General features: G+C 42.0%; 21 protein-coding genes, 1 tRNA gene and 1 pseudogene. All 23 read left to right on the top strand.

Translation table 11 applies throughout. The features are described 5' to 3' along the window. Positions 1–132, top strand: a pseudogene (gene tuf / locus QAI40_RS05685) (elongation factor Tu); the annotation flags it as partial. 19 nt (positions 133–151) lie between these two features. Then, complete coding sequence (rpmG, locus tag QAI40_RS05680; protein WP_304511486.1) at positions 152–310, top strand: 50S ribosomal protein L33; 159 nt, start codon at positions 152–154, stop codon at positions 308–310. Positions 311–323: 13 nt separating this feature from the next. Beyond that, positions 324–400, top strand: a tRNA-Trp gene (locus QAI40_RS05675). Between the two features lie 67 nt (positions 401–467). Further along, complete coding sequence (gene secE / locus QAI40_RS05670) at positions 468–839, top strand: preprotein translocase subunit SecE (protein ID WP_304511485.1); 372 nt, start codon at positions 468–470, stop codon at positions 837–839. A 15-nt stretch (positions 840–854) separates the two neighbouring features. Continuing rightward, positions 855–1,385 carry a transcription termination/antitermination protein NusG gene (gene nusG / locus QAI40_RS05665; protein ID WP_304511484.1) on the top strand — a complete coding sequence of 177 codons (531 nt, stop codon included), beginning with the start codon at positions 855–857 and terminating at the stop codon, positions 1,383–1,385. 37 nt (positions 1,386–1,422) lie between these two features. Next, positions 1,423–1,845 (top strand): 50S ribosomal protein L11, encoded by a 423-nt coding sequence (rplK, locus tag QAI40_RS05660; RefSeq protein WP_304511483.1) that lies wholly within the window; start codon positions 1,423–1,425, stop codon positions 1,843–1,845. A 24-nt stretch (positions 1,846–1,869) separates the two neighbouring features. Further along, positions 1,870–2,562, top strand: a complete 693-nt coding sequence (rplA, locus tag QAI40_RS05655) for a 50S ribosomal protein L1 (RefSeq protein WP_304511482.1) — start codon at positions 1,870–1,872, stop codon at positions 2,560–2,562. Between the two features lie 167 nt (positions 2,563–2,729). Next, positions 2,730–3,254 (top strand): 50S ribosomal protein L10, encoded by a 525-nt coding sequence (gene rplJ, locus QAI40_RS05650; protein WP_304511481.1) that lies wholly within the window; start codon positions 2,730–2,732, stop codon positions 3,252–3,254. A 56-nt stretch (positions 3,255–3,310) separates the two neighbouring features. Next, positions 3,311–3,697 carry a 50S ribosomal protein L7/L12 gene (gene rplL / locus QAI40_RS05645; protein ID WP_304511480.1) on the top strand — a complete coding sequence of 129 codons (387 nt, stop codon included), beginning with the start codon at positions 3,311–3,313 and terminating at the stop codon, positions 3,695–3,697. A 116-nt stretch (positions 3,698–3,813) separates the two neighbouring features. Continuing rightward, complete coding sequence (gene rpoB / locus QAI40_RS05640; RefSeq protein ID WP_304511487.1) at positions 3,814–7,941, top strand: DNA-directed RNA polymerase subunit beta; 4,128 nt, start codon at positions 3,814–3,816, stop codon at positions 7,939–7,941. Between the two features lie 10 nt (positions 7,942–7,951). Then, positions 7,952–12,331: a DNA-directed RNA polymerase subunit beta' gene (gene rpoC, locus QAI40_RS05635; RefSeq protein WP_304511479.1), complete on the top strand. Its 4,380-nt coding sequence runs from the start codon at positions 7,952–7,954 to the stop codon at positions 12,329–12,331. A 105-nt stretch (positions 12,332–12,436) separates the two neighbouring features. Continuing rightward, complete coding sequence (gene rpsL / locus QAI40_RS05630; RefSeq protein ID WP_031452246.1) at positions 12,437–12,808, top strand: 30S ribosomal protein S12; 372 nt, start codon at positions 12,437–12,439, stop codon at positions 12,806–12,808. 41 nt (positions 12,809–12,849) lie between these two features. Further along, entirely contained in the window at positions 12,850–13,317 is a 468-nt protein-coding gene (rpsG, locus tag QAI40_RS05625; RefSeq protein ID WP_304511478.1) for a 30S ribosomal protein S7, read from the top strand. Between the two features lie 48 nt (positions 13,318–13,365). Then, positions 13,366–14,553, top strand: a complete 1,188-nt coding sequence (gene tuf / locus QAI40_RS05620) for an elongation factor Tu (protein WP_304511477.1) — start codon at positions 13,366–13,368, stop codon at positions 14,551–14,553. Between the two features lie 12 nt (positions 14,554–14,565). Next, on the top strand, positions 14,566–14,874 hold the full coding sequence (rpsJ, locus tag QAI40_RS05615) for a 30S ribosomal protein S10 (RefSeq protein WP_304511476.1): 309 nt from the start codon (positions 14,566–14,568) through the stop codon (positions 14,872–14,874). A gap of 20 nt (positions 14,875–14,894) precedes the next feature. Next, a complete protein-coding gene (gene rplC, locus QAI40_RS05610) occupies positions 14,895–15,521 on the top strand; it encodes a 50S ribosomal protein L3 (protein ID WP_304511475.1) in 627 nt (208 codons plus the stop codon). A gap of 146 nt (positions 15,522–15,667) precedes the next feature. Beyond that, positions 15,668–16,288, top strand: coding sequence for a 50S ribosomal protein L4 (rplD, locus tag QAI40_RS05605; RefSeq protein WP_304511474.1), 621 nt, complete (start codon positions 15,668–15,670; stop codon positions 16,286–16,288). A gap of 1 nt (position 16,289) precedes the next feature. Then, a complete protein-coding gene (gene rplW / locus QAI40_RS05600; RefSeq protein ID WP_304511473.1) occupies positions 16,290–16,577 on the top strand; it encodes a 50S ribosomal protein L23 in 288 nt (95 codons plus the stop codon). A gap of 14 nt (positions 16,578–16,591) precedes the next feature. After that, positions 16,592–17,425 carry a 50S ribosomal protein L2 gene (gene rplB / locus QAI40_RS05595; RefSeq protein ID WP_304511472.1) on the top strand — a complete coding sequence of 278 codons (834 nt, stop codon included), beginning with the start codon at positions 16,592–16,594 and terminating at the stop codon, positions 17,423–17,425. A gap of 29 nt (positions 17,426–17,454) precedes the next feature. Further along, complete coding sequence (gene rpsS / locus QAI40_RS05590) at positions 17,455–17,730, top strand: 30S ribosomal protein S19 (RefSeq protein ID WP_299980863.1); 276 nt, start codon at positions 17,455–17,457, stop codon at positions 17,728–17,730. 27 nt (positions 17,731–17,757) lie between these two features. Beyond that, positions 17,758–18,096 (top strand): 50S ribosomal protein L22, encoded by a 339-nt coding sequence (gene rplV / locus QAI40_RS05585; protein WP_299980865.1) that lies wholly within the window; start codon positions 17,758–17,760, stop codon positions 18,094–18,096. 12 nt (positions 18,097–18,108) lie between these two features. Continuing rightward, positions 18,109–18,759, top strand: a complete 651-nt coding sequence (gene rpsC / locus QAI40_RS05580; RefSeq protein WP_299980867.1) for a 30S ribosomal protein S3 — start codon at positions 18,109–18,111, stop codon at positions 18,757–18,759. Between the two features lie 23 nt (positions 18,760–18,782). Beyond that, the gene (gene rplP, locus QAI40_RS05575) at positions 18,783–19,190 is read left to right on the top strand and encodes a 50S ribosomal protein L16 (protein WP_299980869.1); all 408 of its coding nucleotides are present in this window, start codon (positions 18,783–18,785) and stop codon (positions 19,188–19,190) included. The last annotated feature ends 5 nt before the right edge of the window (positions 19,191–19,195 follow it).

Genomic DNA, 19,195 nt, shown 5'->3' with positions numbered 1-19,195 from the left:
ATGCCCGGGGATAATGCGAGCATTAATGTGGAGCTGATTAACCCCATTGCAATGGAAAAAGAGCTCAGGTTTGCCATCAGGGAAGGTGGCCGTACCGTTGGCGCCGGTGTTATCGGTGAAATTGTAGAGTAAGCTCCAAAGGAGTTTTATAGTGGACAGAGTAAATATTGCTCTTGCCTGTACAGAGTGCAAGAGAAGAAATTATACAACGACTAAGAACAAGCGGAAAACTCCAGATAAAATAGAGTTTAAGAAATATTGCAAATTTTGCAATAAGCATGTAACGCATAAAGAAACAAAGATTAAATAGCGAAAGTTATTGCAGGTCAGTAGCTCCAATTGGCAGAGCTCCGGACTCCAAATCCGGCAGTTGTGGGTTCGACTCCCTCCTGACCTGCCACATTTTTAGTCTTGCAACCCAAATGTAAAAAAATGATTCGGGTTGCTAAGATAAACTTAGGAGTTGTATGTCACGATTACATAAAAAAAAGCCTATAAGTGAAAAGAAAAAGCAAAGGGCTGTAGCAGAAAATACGACAGATTTGTCTGCTATCTCTTCAGGTTTTTCAAGTTCAAAATCGGCAATAGTAGCAAGTTCTTTAAAAGCAAAGTCAGAAAAAAGTTTAACTGATGAAAAAGCTGGCGAGCCAAATTTTTTCCAAAAAGCAATGGATTTTTTCAGAGAGGTCAAGATGGAGTTAAAAAAGGTGACTTGGCCGACTCGTAAACAGACCACAGGGACAACCATTGTTGTGATAATTTTTGTTTTTGTTATTGCAGTTTTTCTAGGGCTTTTTGACTACAGCCTATCAAAGCTTGTTCAGGTTGTCCTGACATAAAACAAGGGAAGTAACATGTCTCTAAAATGGTATGTCGTACATGTGTATTCAGGTCATGAGCAAAAAGTAAAAGTTGCTCTGGAAGAAAAAATAGAAGCTTCCAAACACCCTGAAAAATTTGGTGAGATTCTTATTCCGACTGAAAATATTGTTGAACTTGTTAATGGAAAGAAAAGGGAATCTTCAAGAAAGTTTTACCCCGGGTACATTCTCGTTAGAATTCATCTGGATAATGAGACATGGCATATTGTAAATTCCACTGCAAAGGTTACCGGTTTTTTGGGTGGGAAAAATAAACCGGCACCGATAAGTGACAAAGAGGCTCAGAGCATTGTTGACAAGATGCAACAGGGCAAGAATAAGCCTCAACCAAAATACTTTTTTGAACCAGGCGATGAAGTCAGGGTTATTGACGGACCGTTTTCAAGTTTCAATGGTACGGTGGAAGATGTGTCACCTGACAAGGAAAAGATTAAGGTTCTGGTAAGTATTTTTGGACGTCCAACCCCTGTGGAACTGAATTTTATACAGGTTACTAAAATATAGTATGCTTAAATAGTTAAGCTTCAGGAGTTAAAAAAAAATGGCAAAAAAAGTAATGACACAAATAAAGCTTCAGGTTGAAGCAGGAAAAGCAAATCCATCTCCGCCCATCGGGCCGGCCTTAGGTCAGCATGGCGTCAACATTATGGATTTTTGTAAAGCTTTTAATGCAAAGACTGCCAATGACGCAGGGTCTATCATTCCAGTCGTCATCACCGTATACCAGGATAGATCATTCAGCTTTATTACTAAAACGCCACCGGCCTCCAGACTGCTGCTGGCTGCAGCGAAGATTACAAAGGGGTCTGGCGAGCCCAATCGGGATAAAGTTGGAAAAGTTACCAAGGATCAACTTGTTGCAATTGCCGAAACCAAAAAAGAAGATTTAAATGCCTCAGATATTGATGCAGCTGTGAAGATTATTGCAGGTACAGCAAGAAGCATGGGGATAGAAGTAGTTTAACTTTCAAGTAAAAGAGTGATGAAAATGCCAAAGCTGAGTAAAAAACAGACAGATGCACTTAAACAGGTTGATAGAACGGTTCAATACGATCCACTGAATGCCTTGGAGCTTGCAGTTTCTACGAGCCATGCAAAGTTCGATGAAACTGTTGATGTTGCCGTGAGATTAGGCGTTGACCCTCGGCATGCCGATCAAATGGTGCGGGGTACGGTTATATTGCCCAACGGACTTGGTAAAGAGGTAAAAGTATTAGTTTTTGCAAAGGGTGAGAAAGAAAAAGAGGCCCTGGATGCAGGGGCAGACTTTATTGCCGATGATGAGACCATTAAAAAGATTCAAGACGGATGGTTTGGCTTTGATAAAGCCATTGCAACTCCGGATATGATGGGGTCTGTCGGAAAACTGGGTAGGATACTCGGACCACGTGGGTTGATGCCGAATGCTAAAACAGGAACGGTAACCTTTGAACTTGAAAAAGCAATCAACGAATTGAAAGCAGGTAAAATTGATTTCCGGGTAGAAAAAGCAGGTATTGTTCATGTGCCGATCGGAAAGGTCTCTTTCGGAGCAGAAAAATTGACTGAAAATGCTAAAGCCTTTTTAGATAAATTGGTAGCATTAAAACCTGCTTCAAGCAAGGGAACTTACTTAAAAACAATCAGCGTATCTTCAACAATGGGTCCGGGTATAAAAGTGGATCCGCTATTGATAAAATAGGTTGATAAAATAGATTTTTAAACCTGTCATAGACAGTAGGTGTACTTTATTTTTAAAAGTGCATAATCGGATTTGCCGGCCTGCCGAGATGGAAAATAATATTATTTTATTTTGGTTTAGTTGGCACCTTCGAAAAAATATAATAAATGGAAGGAGGTGTAAGAAAATTGCTGAATATTTCCCAAAAAAAAGAACTGGTTGAAAGGCTCGCCAAAGAAGTTTCAGAATCTGAGATCTCAATACTGATTGACTATAAAGGTCTGGATGTATTAAAAATGACGGATCTTCGTTCGCAACTGAGAAAAGAAGGCGTTCGGATAGAAGTTGTTAAAAACTCACTGCTGAAAAGAGCATCGGAAGGCACAGATGCAGCCTTGATGGAAGATTTTTACAAAGGGCCCAATGCCATTGTTTTATCAAAGGATGACCCTATCGCTCCGGCAAGAATTTTGGTTGGTTTTGCTAAAGGCAACGAGAAACTCGAAATTAAAGCAGGCGTCTTTTCAGGAAAGCTTCTCAATCCTGATGAGATAAAACAACTGGCAACAATGCTGTCCAGAGAAGAACTTCTTGGCAAACTGGTTTACACGCTTAATGCGGTTCCAACCTCATTTGTTAATGTTCTTTCCGGCGTTCCCCGATCTTTTGTTAATGTTCTTAATGCAATTAAAGATCAAAAAGAAGCGGCGTAAACATTTTTACTTATAATTTTAAAAAATATTTTTATCGTTTTATTTAGGAGAAAATAATGGCTGATATCACAAAAGATGGTGTTATTGAATTTATATCAAACATGACTGTTCTTGAACTTTCTGAATTTGTAAAAGAACTTGAAGATAAATTTGGTGTAACTGCTGCAGCACCTATGGCCTTTGCAGCCGGCGCAATGCCTGCCGGCGGCGATGCTGCTGCTGAAGAAGAACAGACTGAATTTGATGTTATTCTTGAAACATTTGGTGACAAGAAAATCAATGTTATCAAAGAAGTAAGGGCAATTACAGGCCTTGGTCTCAAAGAAGCAAAAGCGCTTGTTGAAGAAGCACCAAAGGCGGTTAAAGAGGCAATTCCAAAAGAAGAAGCCCAGAAAATTAAAGAAAAATTAGAAGGAGCCGGCGCACAGGTTTCTGTAAAATAATTTTGTAAAATAGGTTAGTTTACAAAGTTTTAAGGTGCATAGAATTTATGCGGGGGCAAGGCAATGGTGCCATGTCTCCGCTTTTACGGTTGGAAAAACTCACACTGGGAGATATCATGACCGGAAGTCTTTTGACAAATAAGCGTATTAGAAAAGAGTTTGGCAGCAGAAGAAAAATCATTGATATTCCTGATTTAATAGGAATGCAAAGAGATTCTTATGAGAGTTTCCTTCAAAAAGGCGTCTTGCCTGAAGAAAGGGAAGAAAAAGGACTCCATGCCGTTTTTAAATCTGTTTTTCCCATTAAGGATTTTACAGATACATCATCGTTGGAATATGTTTCGTATTCTTTTAGTGAATCAAAGCATTCCATGAAAGAATGCACTTCAAGAGGAATGACCTATGACATTCCGGTAAATATCAAGGTCCGACTCGTTGTTTATGATCACGATAAGGAAACAGATATTTCAACGATTCGTGATATTAAGGAACAAGAAGTTTATTTCGGCACCATACCATTGATGACACCACAGGGTACCTTTATTATTAATGGTACTGAAAGAGCGGTTGTAAGCCAGTTGCACAGATCATCAGGGGTGTTTTTTGATCATGATAAAGGGAAAAAATATTCTACAGGCAAAATTATATACAACGCCAGAATAATTCCTGTCAGGGGTTCCTGGATTGATATGGAAATTGATATCAAGGACATTGTTTATATAAGAATAGACAGGCGACGCAAATTCCCTGTATCTATCCTTTTTAAGGCTTTTGGTTATACCAGCGAAGATATTTTGGATTTTTTCTATAATAAAGAACATATTATTAAAAAGGATGGATCGTTTTTTAAAAAGTTTTCTCCGGAAAATCTGCAACGTCAGCGAGCAAACTTTGATATTAAATCTCCTAAAACCAGTGAGATTGTCATCAAAAAGGGAAGAATTTTTACAAAACGAGCGTTAAAGCAGCTGGAAGAAGACGGTCTTGATTATATCCCCATTTTAAATAGTGAATTGATTGATAAAGCCTTTGCCCAGAAGGTTATTGATGAAGAGACTGGGGAAATCCTATTTAAATCTGGAGATCTGATTACCGAAGAGGGTTTTGAACTTATAGAGGAAAAAGATCTCAATGATTTTAATATTCTTTATGTTGATCCGGCAAACTCAGATTCCATGAGGAAAACACTGGTTTCTGATAAAACCCTGAATAAAGAAGAAGCCTTAATGGATATTTACAGACGGCTTAGGCCTGGAAACCCTGCAACTATTGAAGTTGCCCAGGATTTTGTCGACCACCTTTTTTTCAGGCAAGCATATTATGATTTGTCTAAAGTGGGAAGGCTGAAAATGAACCATCGTCTTGGTGTTGATACTAAGATCGATGTAAAGACTTTGCGAAAAGAAGATGTTATGTTAACGGCTGCAACATTGATTGATTTAAAAGATACTCAGGGCCAGGTTGATGATATCGATCATCTGGGTAACAGACGTGTCCGGGCAGTTGGGGAATTGCTTCAAAATCATTATAGAATCGGGCTTGTCAGGATGGAGAGGGCCATAAAGGAAAAAATGAGCATGCAGGAAGTGGATGCCATGATGCCCCACGATTTAATTAATCCTAAACCTGTTTCAGCGGTCGTCAGAGAATTTTTTGGTACCTCCCAGTTGTCCCAATTCATGGATCAGACCAATCCGCTGTCTGAAACCACTCATAAAAGAAGATTGTCTGCACTTGGACCCGGCGGTTTGACAAGAGAAAGAGCAGGGTTTGAAGTCAGAGACGTTCATCCGTCTCATTATGGAAGAATTTGTCCCATTGAAACCCCCGAAGGTCCGAATATCGGTTTGATTGTTTCTCTGTGTACCTATGCAAGGGTGAATGATTTTGGTTTCATTGAAACACCATACAGGATTGCAAATAAAGGGAATGCATCCAAGGAAATTGAGCATTTGACAGCCTTTGAAGAACAGAAACATCCTATTGCCCAGGCAAATGCACCCCTTGACGTTGATGATAATTTCATCAATCCCTTGGTTTCTTCACGGGTTGGCGGTGAATTTGAAATGATTGAAAATAAAGATGTTGAATTCATGGATGTCTCACCGAATCAGCTGGTATCAGTGTCTGCATCCTTAATCCCATTCCTTGAAAATGATGATGCCAACAGGGCGTTGATGGGATCAAACATGCAGCGTCAGGCAGTTCCGCTGATCAGGAGTGAAGCACCTCTTGTCGGTACCGGGATGGAAAGCATTGTTGCACGGGATTCCGGCGTTACTATTGTAGCCGATTGCGATGGTGCTATTGTTGATGTGGATTCCAAACGGATTGTTGTCCGAAATAATGATACGGAAAGAGGCAGTTTTGAGAAAGCAGTATCCATATATAATTGTTCAAAATTTGTTCGTTCCAATCAGAATACCTGTTTTAATCACCGTCCCATCGTTGTAAAAGGAGAAGAGATAAAAAAGGGTCAGGTGATTGCAGACGGCCCCTCCACCGAGATGGGTGAGTTAGCCCTTGGTAAAAATGTGACGGTCGCGTTCATGCCCTGGGATGGATACAATTATGAGGACTCCATACTGGTGAGCGAGCGGCTGGTAAAAGATGGTGTTTATACGTCTGTTCATATTGAAGAATATGAAGTTCTTGCACGAGACACAAAATTGGGGAAAGAGGAAATCACCCGTGATATTCCCAATGTTGGAGAAGAGGCCTTAAGGAATCTTGATGAAAGCGGTATTATCTGTCTGGGTGCTGAAGTTACATCCGGAGATATTCTTGTGGGTAAAATTACACCAAAAGGAGAGACACAGCTTTCCCCTGAAGAAAAATTGCTTCGTGCTATTTTTGGTGAAAAAGCAGGAGACGTAAAAGATACGTCTCTTTGTGTGCCACCGGGTGTAAAAGGTAAGGTTATTGATGCCAAGGTTTTCTCAAGAAGGGGCCTTACAAAAGACGATCGCACAAGACTCATTGAAGATGATGAGATAGAAAGACTTGAAAAAGACAGGGATGATGAAATTAAAATTATCTCTGATGTAGCACGGGAAAAAGTTGAGTCCATTCTTACCGGCAAGAAGATTATCACAGATCTTGAAAAAACAGGAAAGGTCCTGGTCAAATCAGGTACCAAGGTAAAGCCTGGGCTTTTTGCAAATATTCCGGTCGTGGTGCTTGTTAATGTTGCCATAAAAAATGCTGTGATCACTGAAAAGACGCAGGTCATACTTGAGAGCGCGCAGGAGCAAATCAAGAAAGCCAGAGAGCATTTCAACAGACAGGTATCCCGGTTTGAAAAAGGGGACGATCTTCCTCCGGGTGTTTTGAAAATGATCAAAATCAGTGTTGCCATGGAAAGAGTTCTTTCCGTCGGCGATAAGATGGCAGGCCGCCATGGGAACAAAGGTGTTGTTTCAAGAATTTTAAGGGTGGAAGATTTACCATACTTTGAAGATGGCAGATCGGTGGATATGGTACTCAACCCTTTGGGTGTTCCCTCTCGTATGAATGTCGGTCAGATATTGGAGATTCATCTGGGGCATGCCGCCTATGGTCTGGGGCAGCGAATTGATGAACTGCTTAACCAGAGAAAACTGGACAAGTTAAGGGAAAAGGTAATTGAGATTTTTTCCATAACCGAAGTCCAGAAGGCGAACAAGAGAAAAAATACTCTCGTAAAAGAGATTAAAAAGATGTCTGACAGGAAGCTTATTGAATTTTCATCACTTTACAGAAACGGGGTGCATATGGCAACTCCGGTTTTTGATGGTGCCAGTGAAGAAGAGATCAAAAAGCTGATTAATATGGCTGGATTTGAACCATCCGGTCAAGCCGTGCTTTACGACGGCAGGACCGGCGAACCTTTCGATAAGTTGGTAACGGTTGGAACCATGTACATGCTCAAGCTCCACCATCTGGTTGATGATAAACTTCATGCGCGTTCCATTGGTCCATATTCTCTGGTGACTCAGCAGCCTCTGGGTGGTAAAGCCCAGTTCGGCGGGCAGAGATTGGGAGAGATGGAGGTCTGGGCAATGGAAGCATATGGTGCTGCTCATGCTTTGCAGGAATTTTTGACTGTCAAGTCCGATGATATGACAGGAAGAACCAGAATGTATGAAAAAATTGTAAAAGGCCAGAGTGTTCTTGAGCCCGGAATGCCTGAATCTTTCAGGGTCCTTACCAAAGAGTTGAATAGTCTGGGTTTGGATATGAATCTTATAGAAGGAAACAAATAAGGAGAAGACATTGGATAATATATACGATTTCTTCGCAAAACCAAAAGATCCTAAGATTTACAAGGGCGTTCAGATAAGCCTTGCATCTTCTGACCAGATTAGAGAGTGGTCTCATGGTGAAATCAAAAAACCGGAAACAATAAATTACAGGACGTTCAAGCCTGAAAGAGACGGGCTTTTCTGTGCAAAAGTGTTCGGTCCCACCAAGGACTACGAGTGCAATTGCGGCAAATACAAACGCATGAAACATCGCGGGGTTGTCTGTGAAAAATGCGGTGTTGAAGTGATTCAATCAAAAGTGCGCCGGGAGAGAATGGCTCATATTGAATTGGCTTCTCCGGTGTCTCACATCTGGTTTTTGAAAAGTCTTCCCAGTAAAATAGGCAATGTTCTTGATTTGACGTTAAAGAATCTTGAAAAAGTCCTCTATTTTGATTCTTATCTTGTTATTGATCCTAAAGATACAGGTCTTAAAAAACTTCAGCTTTTGTCTGATGATCAGTATTATGAAGCACTTGAAGCTTTTGGTGATGAGTTTGAAGCCGGTATCGGCGCTGAGGCTGTTTTGAAGCTGCTGGAAGAGATTGATCTTCAACAGGTCCATGATGAATTAAGAGAAGAGATTCGCCTGACCAAATCGGTAGCCAAGAAACAGAAGATGTCCAAACGGCTTAAGGTAATTGATGCATTTTTAAATTCAGGTATTGAACCCACACGCATGATCTTGACGGCGTGCCCGATTCTTCCTCCTGATTTAAGACCGCTTGTGCCTCTTGAAGGCGGGCGGTTTGCCACATCTGATTTGAATGATCTGTATCGAAGGGTAATAAACAGAAACAACCGTTTGAAAAGGCTGGTTGATCTGAATGCGCCTGATATTATTGTCAGAAATGAAAAGAGAATGCTTCAGGAAGCGGTTGATGTTCTGTTTGATAATGGCCGACACGGCAGGGTGGTTACGGGCACCAATAAAAGACCTTTGAAGTCATTGAGTGATACCTTAAAAGGAAAACAGGGGCGTTTCAGACAGAATCTTTTAGGCAAACGTGTGGATTACTCCGGTCGTACGGTTATTACCGTTGGCTCTGAGCTACGGCTCCATCAATGTGGTATCCCCAAAAAGATGGCCCTGGAGCTGTTTAAACCCTTTATTTATAGTTATCTTGAGCGAAAAGGCCTTGTTTCAACGGTTAAGAGTGCCAAGAAAATGGTTGAACGTGAGGAAACCGAGGTCTGGGATGCACTTGAATCGGTAGTAAAAGAGTATCCGGTGATGCTCAACAGGGCACCAACCCTTCATCGTCTCGGGTTTCAGGCATTTGAACCGGTTTTGATTGAGGGCAAAGCAATCCAGCTTCATCCTTTGGTCTGCCCTGCGTTTAATGCTGATTTTGATGGTGACCAGATGGCGGTTCACATCCCGCTTTCACTTGAGTCCCAGCTTGAGGCAAGGATAATGATGCTGTCTACCAATAACATCCTGTCTCCGGCAAATGGTCAGCCGATTATTGTACCAACTCAGGATATTGTTCTGGGTATTTATTACATGACCCGGGCAGTGCGTAATCAAAAGGGTGAAGGGATCAGATTTTCAAGTATTGAAGAAGCCAGATATGCATTTGATGCCGGTGAGTTGGAACTTCATGCCAAGATCAAAGTCAGGATCGATGGTGAAATGTACGACACCACCACTGGAAGGATTCTTCTCTGGGAAACGATTCCCGGTGATACACTCCTGGCATTAAGCAGAATCAGGACCGAAACCTTGGAAGATTGCGAAGCTGCAATGGAAGAGTTAAAAGCCGGAAAGGTATTTGATAAGGTTCTAAAAAAATACTCTGATGGTGAAGTTAAAAAGACCAAGGGGAAAACCGGTATTCTAACCAGAAAGGAATTTAAAAACACATTCCAGGTGTCTGAGATTGTTGTCGAACAGCTATATGGCTTGAAACAGGATCAGTTTACAGGCATCAGAAAAGTGGGCGATTATTATACCATATTTAAGGTGGATGAACGCAGAACCACGTTGCCGTTCAAGCTTGTGAACAAGCTCATGGATAAGTCATCCATTGCAAAACTTATTGATTATGCATACCGTAATATTGGTTTAAAGGAGACCGTTATCCTTGCTGACAGGCTTAAAGACATCGGGTATAAATATTCTACTTTGGGCGGTCTTTCCATTTGCGTGGACGATATGATTATTCCGAAAGAAAAATGGGAGCTGATTTCCAAAGCTGAAAAACAGATAGAAGATATTAAAGATCAGTACTCAGAAGGCCTGATTACACAAGGGGAAAAATATAATAAGGTGGTTGATATCTGGGCACAAAGCACGGATGATATTGCTAATGCCATGATGGAAGTCATGAAAAATCCAACAGGCGCCACGGATGATGATAGTTCGGAAGAATTGAATGCTGTTTATGTCATGGCAGATTCGGGAGCTCGTGGAAGTAAGGATCAGATGCGTCAGCTGGCCGGAATGCGTGGCTTGATGGCTAAACCTTCCGGCGAGATCATTGAAAACCCGATTACAGCCAACTTCCGTGAAGGCCTGTCCGTACTTCAATATTTTATCTCAACCCATGGCGCGCGTAAAGGCCTGGCTGATACCGCCTTGAAAACCGCAAACTCTGGATATCTTACAAGACGTCTGGCCGATGTCGGCCAGGATTGTACTATCATTGAAATCGATTGTGGTACCATTAACGGTATAGAAGTGGAAGCACTATACGAGGGTGGTGAAATTATTCAGACCCTTGGAGAAAGAATTCTTGGAAGAGTTACCCAGGAAGACATACGGGATCCCTACTCAGGCGCTTTTATTGTCGGGGCGGATACCGAGCTTACTGAATATCATGTTAAAAAGATCGAAGAAGCCAGTGTCCAAAAGATTAAAATCCGTTCCGTTCTTACCTGTAATTCAAAACATGGGGTCTGTTCCAGATGTTATGGGCGAGATCTTGCTCATGGTGTAACAGTTGAAATCGGCCAGGCCATTGGTATTGTTGCAGCTCAATCTATTGGTGAACCGGGGACCCAGTTGACCATGAGAACCTTCCATATTGGTGGTACTGCTTCAAGAAAGGTTGAAGCCGCAGAAATCAAGGCAAGGGTCGGTGGCGTATTGAAGTACAATGAAGATATTCAGACCGTAATTTCTGCGAATAATGAGGTCATTTTAATGAATAGAAAGGGCGGCGGGATCACTATCGTAGGAGAAGAGGGACGTGAGAGAGCAAAGGAGACGGTGATTTATGGTGCTACCCTCCATATTAAAGATGGGCGGAAAATAGAACCGGGTGATGTGATTGCCACTTGGGATCCGTTTACAACACCGATTATCACAGAAGTTTCCGGCAGGGTTCGTTTTGGTGACATAGAAGTGGGATCCACTGTTCAGGAACAGATTGACCCTGTAACTGGAAAAGTGTCCCGTACCATAATTGAGGGAAAAGAGGCTGAGATCAGGCCGAGAATCACTATAAAAGATAAAGACGGTAAAGGGATTAAACTTCCCAATTCAAAAATGGCTGCAAGATACTATCTGCCGGTGAATGCAATTCTGACTGTTGAAGAAGACGATCAGGTCATGGCGGGTGATGTTGTTGCCAAACTGCCGAGGGCAACCACTAAAACAAAGGATATTACAGGTGGTCTTCCAAGGGTTGCAGAGCTTTTTGAAGTCAGAAAGCCCAAAGACCCCGGTGTGCTGACCGCAATTGACGGGTATGTGGTAGTTTTAAAAGGGACCAAAGGAAGGCAGAAAGTCACCGTTACCCCCTCAGATGTCGGTGAAAAGAAAGAATATTCCATTCCCAAGGGACTCCATGTCACGGTCTATGACGGTGATTATGTTAAAGCGGGTGATCCCCTGGTTGCAGGAAGTGCCAACCCTCAGGATATCATGAACATCAAAGGGGAGGTGGCATTGGCCAAATACCTGGTGGATGAGGTACAGGAAGTTTACAGGCTTCAGGGTGTAAGAATTAATGACAAGCACATTGAAGTGGTTATCCGTCAGATGATGAGACGGGTAAAAGTCATTAGTACGGGTGATACCAACTTCATTCCCGATGAACAGGTAGATAGAATCCATTTTGAAGAGATAAACCGGGAAGTGGCCATGACGGGCGGAGAGCCTGCAAAAGGAGAGCCCTTAATTCTTGGTATTACAAAAGCCTCATTGTCTACGGATAGTTTTCTTTCTGCTGCATCATTTCAGGAAACAACAAAAGTGCTGACGCTTGCTGCCATTGAAGGTAAGTATGACAGCCTTAGAGGGTTGAAAGAAAATGTTGTAATGGGTCGTGTTATCCCTGCTGGAACGGGTTTCCCTGGATATAGCGATGTTGAAGTCGGGTTTGGAGAGGTTGCACAAGTTTAATTTAAAAATAAAAAAACTTGACATTTTTAGTAAGTGAAAGTAGAATTAAATATTTTGTCGTGTATGACAATGGTTTAAATTTGATAAGGAGCGTAAAGGAAAGTTATGCCGACCATTAATCAGTTGGTTAGAAAAGGTAGAAAAAAAGCAGAAAAAAAGGTGAGCACACCTGCTTTGAAAGGCGGACCTCAGAAGCGTGGAGTTTGCACCAGAGTGTACACGTCAACTCCAAAGAAACCTAACTCTGCTTTGAGAAAAGTGGCCAGGGTTCGTTTGACTACTGGAATGGAAATTGCTGCATATATACCCGGTATGGGCCATAACCTTCAGGAGCACTCTGTTGTTCTGGTCAGGGGCGGCAGGGTAAAAGACCTTCCGGGTGTTCGCTACCATATCGTCAGGGGTGCTCTTGATACCTTAGGTGTTGATGACAGAAGACAGGGTCGATCAAAATACGGAGCAAAAAGGCCTAAATAAATGTTAACAGATTTTAATTTAAGTTATGGTGGATATGAATAATGGCTGTAAAAGAGATCAACCTTGATAATGTAACAAAAGATGCCACGCCGGAAGAAAAGATTGCCGCTAAATTTGTTAACTGCGTCATGAAACAAGGGAAAAAGAACGCAGCTCGCAAAGCAGTAACAAGTGCTTTGTTGATTGCACAAGAAAAAATTGATGAGCCGGCTCTGGACGTACTTAAAAAAGCGATTGACAATATCAGGCCTGCAGTTGAGGTTAAATCCAGAAGGATCGGTGGTTCGACATATCAGGTGCCGACTGATATCAAACCCAGCAGGCAGACAGCTCTGGCTTTTCGTTGGTTGATTAACTTCAGCCGTAATCGTTCTGAAAAAGGATTTGCAAATAAACTTGCTGCAGAACTGCTTGATGCTTGCAACGGACGTGGCGGAGCAATGAAGAAAAAGGAAGATACACACAAAATGGCAGAGGCCAACAAGGCATTTGCACATTTCAGATGGTAACTAATATTTTGAATATCCTGATAACATTCCACAGGAGGAGTTAAGAAGATGGCTAAGGAGAAATTTGAGCGGACAAAGCCGCATGTGAACATAGGAACAATCGGTCATATTGACCATGGTAAGACTACGCTTACAGCAGCAATCACCAAGCATTGCGGGATGAAGGGCAATGCAACGTTTGTTCCGTTTGATGAGATTGACAAAGCACCTGAAGAAAGAGAGCGTGGTATCACAATAGCCACAGCCCATGTAGAGTATGAGACTGAGAATCGTCACTACGCACATGTGGATTGTCCGGGCCATGCTGACTACATTAAGAACATGATTACAGGCGCAGCCCAGATGGACGGCGCAATCCTGGTAGTCAGTGCTGATGACGGTCCTATGCCGCAGACAAGAGAGCATATCCTTCTTGCCCGCCAGGTGGGTGTTCCGAAAATAGTTGTATTTTTAAACAAATGCGACATGGTGGATGATGAAGAATTGATCGAGCTGGTTGAAATGGAGCTCGAAGAGCTTCTTGAAGGCTATGAGTTTACAGAGGTTCCGGTCATCAGAGGCAGTGCGCTTAAAGCCCTTGAAAGTGATGATATGGACAGTGAAGACGCCAAGGCTATTTGGGAACTTCTTGACATACTTGATTCATATGTGCCGGAACCTGAAAGAGATACAGCAAAACCGTTCCTGATGCCCATAGAAGATGTATTCAGTATTTCAGGCCGTGGAACCGTTGTTACCGGAAGAATTGACCGTGGTATAGTTAAGACCGGTGAAGAGGTTGAGATTGTCGGAATCAGAGAGACAGCCAAGACGGTATGTACCGGAGTTGAGATGTTCAGAAAACTTCTTGACGAAGGTCAGGCAGGAGATAATGTAGGTCTACTTCTTCGTGGAACCAAACGTGAGCAGGTGGAAAGAGGCCAGGTTGTGGCTAAACCCGGAACGATTACACCTCATACAAAGTTCAAGGCAGAGATGTATGCATTGAGCAAAGAAGAGGGTGGACGTCATACCCCGTTTTTCAGTGGATACAGACCCCAGTTCTTTTTCAGAACAACAGATATTACGGGTATTCTGACGCTTGAAGAAGGCGTTGAAATGATTATGCCCGGGGATAATGCGAGCATTAATGTGGAGCTGATTAACCCCATTGCAATGGAAAAAGAGCTCAGGTTTGCCATCAGGGAAGGTGGCCGTACCGTTGGCGCCGGTGTTATCGGTGAAATTGTAGAGTAAGTTAGGAAGATCATGTTGAAAACTAAAATTAGGATCAGGCTCAGAGCATATGATCATAAACTTCTTGATCAGTCTTCAGTAGATATCGTTGATACTGCAAGGAAAACCGGGGCCAAAATCGTTGGACCGGTACCCCTTCCGACACGGATAAATAAATTTACTGTATTGCGTTCTCCCCATGTGAACAAGAAATCACGGGAACAGTTTGAAATCAGGACGCATAAAAGGATGTTAGATATTCTGGAGCCCACCCAGCAGACAGTTGATGCGTTAATGAAGCTCGACCTTTCGCCGGGCGTGGACGTGGAAATTAAATTATAGTTCAATAACAGGAACCAATTATGAGCGCATTACTTGGAAAAAAAATCGGAATGACCAATGTGTTTTCCTCAGATGGAAAGCTCGTTCCTGTTACTGTTGTGCAGGCAGGCCCTTGCGTTGTGACCCAGATTAAAACAAAAGAAACCGATGGATATAATGCTCTTCAGCTTGGATTTGATGAGAAAAAAGTTGAAAAACTGAACAAACCCATGGCAGGACATTTGAAAAAAGCTAGCGATAAAGGATTTTGTGTTTTACGGGAATTTAGAACCAATGACCTTGAAGATGTCAAAGCCGGTGCTACCATAGGGATTGATGTATTTGCCGTAGGTGATAAAGTAAATATATCCGGAATTTCTAAAGGACGCGGTTTTCAGGGTACGATTAAAAGACACGGTTTCAGCCGTGGGCCTGAAACACATGGTAGCAGAAATCATAGAAAACCCGGATCTATTGGAAACAGTGCCTGGCCTGGAAGGGTTTTTAAGGGAAAGAAACTTCCCGGCCACATGGGTACAAACAGAGAGACTGTAAAGAATCTCACAATTGTAGACATTAAGCATAAAGATAACCTCCTGTTGGTGAAAGGCGCAGTGCCGGGTTTTAAAACAGGAATATTGGAAGTACAAAAGACTGATAAAAAGTAGTGAGACTTGAGAAGTGAAGAAAAAAATGTCTGTTATATGTTCTTCACAACTCAATACTTACAACTTATAAAAGACTAAAATGCGGCTATGGGTATTGCAATATTTTCGCAGTGATGCATAGCTGATCAAAATTTATGAGGAAGAATATGGCTGCTGTAGATGTATTAAACAGTGCAGGTGAAAAAGTGTCTGAAACTCAGCTTCCTGAAGAGATTTTCAACATATCCGTTAGAACAAGTGTTCTTCACCAGGTCGTTCGGTCCCAGCTCGTTGCAAAACGGGAAGGGACGGCTGCGTGTAAAACCAGGAGTATGGTGAAAGGCAGTACCAGAAAGCTTTTCAGGCAGAAAGGAACCGGTAATGCACGTGCCGGTAGTGTAAAATCCCCTTTAAGAAAGGGTGGTGGAGTGATTTTTGGACCGTCTCAAAGATCTTATGCCATAAAGGTGCCTAAAAAGGTAAGAAAGCTTGCGTTGAAAATGGCGTTAAGTTCTAAGGCGGAAGATAATACTATTTATATTATTGATGATTTTAACCTTGAAGCTGTTAAGACCAGAGAATTTGCCAATGTACTCAAAACTTTAGAGCTTTCAGATCTGCTGATTGTTTCTGATGCAGAAGATACAAACCTTTGGCTTTCCTCCAGAAACATTCCGGATGTCAAGGTGATAAAGACTGAGGGCCTGAATGTATATGATATTTTAAAGTTTAAAAACCTTCTTCTAGTAGAATCTACCATTAATAATATTAAGGGGAGGTTAAGCTAAGATGGAACAATATGATATTATCAGAGGCCCTGTGGTTACTGAAAAAACAACCCTTCAAAAAGAATTGCACAATCAGGTGACGCTTAAAGTCGACAAAAGAGCCAACCGGGTTGAAATCAAGAATGCTGTTGAGAAAAATTTCAATACCAAGGTAAAGCAGGTCCGAACTGTACAGGTAAAAGGAAAAGTAAAACAGCGCGGCAGAATTATCGGCAAAAGAAAAAACTGGAAAAAAGCGATAATTACATTGATGCCAGGACAAAGAATTGATTTTTTTGAAGGTGTTTAATAAAGAGGTTATATATGTCAACAATAATTAAGACAAAACCGACATCTCCCGGAAGACGGACTCAGGAATACCTTTCTTTTGAAGAAATTACCAAAACCAAGCCTGAGAGACGACTGACAAAAAAGTTAAATAAACGTGCCGGTCGTAACTCCTATGGAAGAATTACTGTAAGACATAGAGGTGGCGGAGCAAAAAAGAAATACCGTATTATTGATTTTAGAAGAGATAAAGAAGGTATCCCGGCAAAGGTATCTGCCATTGAGTACGATCCCAACAGGAGTGCCAGGATTGCTCTTCTGGTTTATGCTGATGGTGAAAAAAGATATATTCTGGCACCGTTGGATATAAAAGTCGGTGATATTCTGGAAACGGGGCCGGAAGCTGATATTAAACCGGGTAACTGCATGCCCCTTGAAAATATTCCAACGGGTACAAGGATTCATAATATTGAATTGAAGCAGAACAAGGGTGGCCAGATTGCCAGAAGCGCCGGTGGTTATGCACGGCTTATGGCAAAAGAAGGCAGTTATGCTCAGGTTCTTCTGCCTTCAGGTGAGGTTAGAATGATTCACCTGAAATGCAAAGCGACTGTCGGCAGAGTGGGTAATGAAAAACATGGTGATGTAAAGATCGGTAAAGCAGGTCGGTCTCGATGGATGGGAAGACGTCCGTCTGTCCGTGGTGTTGCCATGAACCCTGTTGATCATCCTATGGGTGGTGGTGAAGGAAGATCTTCAGGCGGCAGGCAGCCGTGTACACCCTGGGGTGTGCCGACAAAAGGCAAGAGAACCAGAAAGAGCAGCAGAACCGATCAGTATATTGTTAAAAGAAGAGCTAAGAGAAAATAAATACCAAGAGAAAATAAATAGGTTGAATTATGCCAAGATCATTAAAAAAAGGACCATACATCGCACCGCAACTTTTAAAGAAAGTTTTGGGAGCAACTAAATCCAAAAGCAACAAAGTTATCAAAACCTGGTCACGCAGATCCACTATATTCCCTGAAATGGTCGGTATCACATTTGCTGTACATAACGGTAAAAAATTTATACCCGTCTTTGTTTCAGAAAATATGGTTGGTCATAAGCTTGGTGAGTTTTCACCTACTAGAACGTTTTGGGGCCATGCGGGAGATAAAAGATCCAAGAGGTAATCTCTTGTCTGATTAAAGGATATTGATATGGAAGTTAAAGCAACTACAAGATATACAAGGATTTCACCATTTAAGCTTCGGTTGCCCATTAATGAAGTAAAAGGCAAAAACGCCGGACAGGCCCTGACGCTTTTAAAGTTTATGCCGCTCAAAGCCGCAGGAATCATTTATAAAACCTTGCAGTCAGCTATCGCCAATGCTGAGCATAACAATGAGCTTGATGTGGATAAACTGATTGTCAAAAATATAATTGTTGATCATGGTCCTACCATGAAACGGTTCAGACCAAGAGCCAGGGGAAGAGCAAGCAGGATTTTGAAGAGAAGCAGTCATTTAACTATAATTGTTGAAGAAACTGACAAATAGGAGGATATAAGCTTGGGTCAGAAAGTACATCCAACCGGATTTAGATTAGGTATCATCAGGACTTGGGATTCCAGATGGTATGCGGGCAAAGAATATGCCTCTTTTGTTGAAGAAGATTTCAAAGTTAGAAAATTTTTGAAAAAGAAACTCTTTCACGCTGGTATTTCAAAAATAGAAATAGAACGGTTTTCTAAACAGATTCGACTTAGAGTGTTTGCAGCAAGACCTGGTATTATTATCGGGAAAAAAGGATCAGAGATTGCATTGCTTAAACAGGAACTTGAGAAAATGCTTGATCCTGCGGTGCTGATCGATATCAAAGAAGTCAGACGTCCTGAAATTGATGCTCAGTTGGTTGCAGAGAATATTGCGCTTCAACTGGAAAGAAGAATTGCCTTCAGAAGAGCGATGAAACGCAGTGTGTCGTCTGCCATGCGGTTTGGAGCAAAAGGAATTAAAATTATTTGTTCCGGTCGACTGGGGGGCGCTGAAATGGCAAGAACGGAGTGGTACAAAGAAGGTCGCATCCCTCTTCATACCTTAAGGGCTGATGTTGATTACGGCTTTACTGAAGCAAGAACTACATACGGAACCATTGGAATTAAAACTTTTATTTTTAAGGGTGAAGTATTAAATCCTGGTGAACAAGCGTTGGCTAAATAGAGGCGATTAGGAGAAATTAAGAAATGCTTAGTCCAAAAAATGTAAAATTCCGGAAACAGTTTCGTGGCAGAACAAAGGGATCACCAGACAGAGGTAATAAATTAAGCTTTGGTGACTTCGGCCTTCAGGCAACTGAATGCGGATATGTAAGTGCGAGACAGATTGAGGCAGCAAGGGTTGCTTTAACCCGCCATGCAAAAAGATCAGGTAAAAGCTGGATTAGATTTTTTCCAGACAAACCTGTTACGAAAAAACCGGCAGAAGTCAGAATGGGTAAGGGTAAGGGTGCTACAGATGCTTGGGTTGCCAGGGTGAAACCGGGCAAGATTCTTTATGAGATGGAAGGTGTCCCCAAAGAGGTTGCCAAAGAGGCTATGAGACTAGCTGCCAGAAAACTTTCCGTGAAAACCCGTTTTGTGGAAAGGAGCTAAGTACA

The organism is Desulfobacula sp., assembly GCF_030611305.1.
In the GTDB taxonomy this organism is placed as follows: domain Bacteria; phylum Desulfobacterota; class Desulfobacteria; order Desulfobacterales; family Desulfobacteraceae; genus Desulfobacula.
Note: the sequence above shows the minus strand (reverse complement) of the source record. Positions and strands in the feature narration are given on the sequence as shown.

What these genes read in the sequence shown, in the direction of transcription:
- secE (WP_304511485.1), top strand. Translation starts at nt 468, where the DNA reads ATGTCACGATTACATAAAAAAAAGCCTATAAGTGAAAAGAAAAAGCAA.
- nusG (WP_304511484.1), top strand. Translation starts at nt 855, where the DNA reads ATGTCTCTAAAATGGTATGTCGTACATGTGTATTCAGGTCATGAGCAA.
- rplK (WP_304511483.1), top strand. Translation starts at nt 1,423, where the DNA reads ATGGCAAAAAAAGTAATGACACAAATAAAGCTTCAGGTTGAAGCAGGA.
- rplA (WP_304511482.1), top strand. Translation starts at nt 1,870, where the DNA reads ATGCCAAAGCTGAGTAAAAAACAGACAGATGCACTTAAACAGGTTGAT.
- rplL (WP_304511480.1), top strand. Translation starts at nt 3,311, where the DNA reads ATGGCTGATATCACAAAAGATGGTGTTATTGAATTTATATCAAACATG.
- rpoB (WP_304511487.1), top strand. Translation starts at nt 3,814, where the DNA reads ATGACCGGAAGTCTTTTGACAAATAAGCGTATTAGAAAAGAGTTTGGC.
- rpsL (WP_031452246.1), top strand. Translation starts at nt 12,437, where the DNA reads ATGCCGACCATTAATCAGTTGGTTAGAAAAGGTAGAAAAAAAGCAGAA.
- rpsG (WP_304511478.1), top strand. Translation starts at nt 12,850, where the DNA reads ATGGCTGTAAAAGAGATCAACCTTGATAATGTAACAAAAGATGCCACG.
- tuf (WP_304511477.1), top strand. Translation starts at nt 13,366, where the DNA reads ATGGCTAAGGAGAAATTTGAGCGGACAAAGCCGCATGTGAACATAGGA.
- rpsJ (WP_304511476.1), top strand. Translation starts at nt 14,566, where the DNA reads ATGTTGAAAACTAAAATTAGGATCAGGCTCAGAGCATATGATCATAAA.
- rplC (WP_304511475.1), top strand. Translation starts at nt 14,895, where the DNA reads ATGAGCGCATTACTTGGAAAAAAAATCGGAATGACCAATGTGTTTTCC.
- rplD (WP_304511474.1), top strand. Translation starts at nt 15,668, where the DNA reads ATGGCTGCTGTAGATGTATTAAACAGTGCAGGTGAAAAAGTGTCTGAA.
- rplW (WP_304511473.1), top strand. Translation starts at nt 16,290, where the DNA reads ATGGAACAATATGATATTATCAGAGGCCCTGTGGTTACTGAAAAAACA.
- rplB (WP_304511472.1), top strand. Translation starts at nt 16,592, where the DNA reads ATGTCAACAATAATTAAGACAAAACCGACATCTCCCGGAAGACGGACT.
- rpsS (WP_299980863.1), top strand. Translation starts at nt 17,455, where the DNA reads ATGCCAAGATCATTAAAAAAAGGACCATACATCGCACCGCAACTTTTA.
- rplV (WP_299980865.1), top strand. Translation starts at nt 17,758, where the DNA reads ATGGAAGTTAAAGCAACTACAAGATATACAAGGATTTCACCATTTAAG.
- rplP (WP_299980869.1), top strand. Translation starts at nt 18,783, where the DNA reads ATGCTTAGTCCAAAAAATGTAAAATTCCGGAAACAGTTTCGTGGCAGA.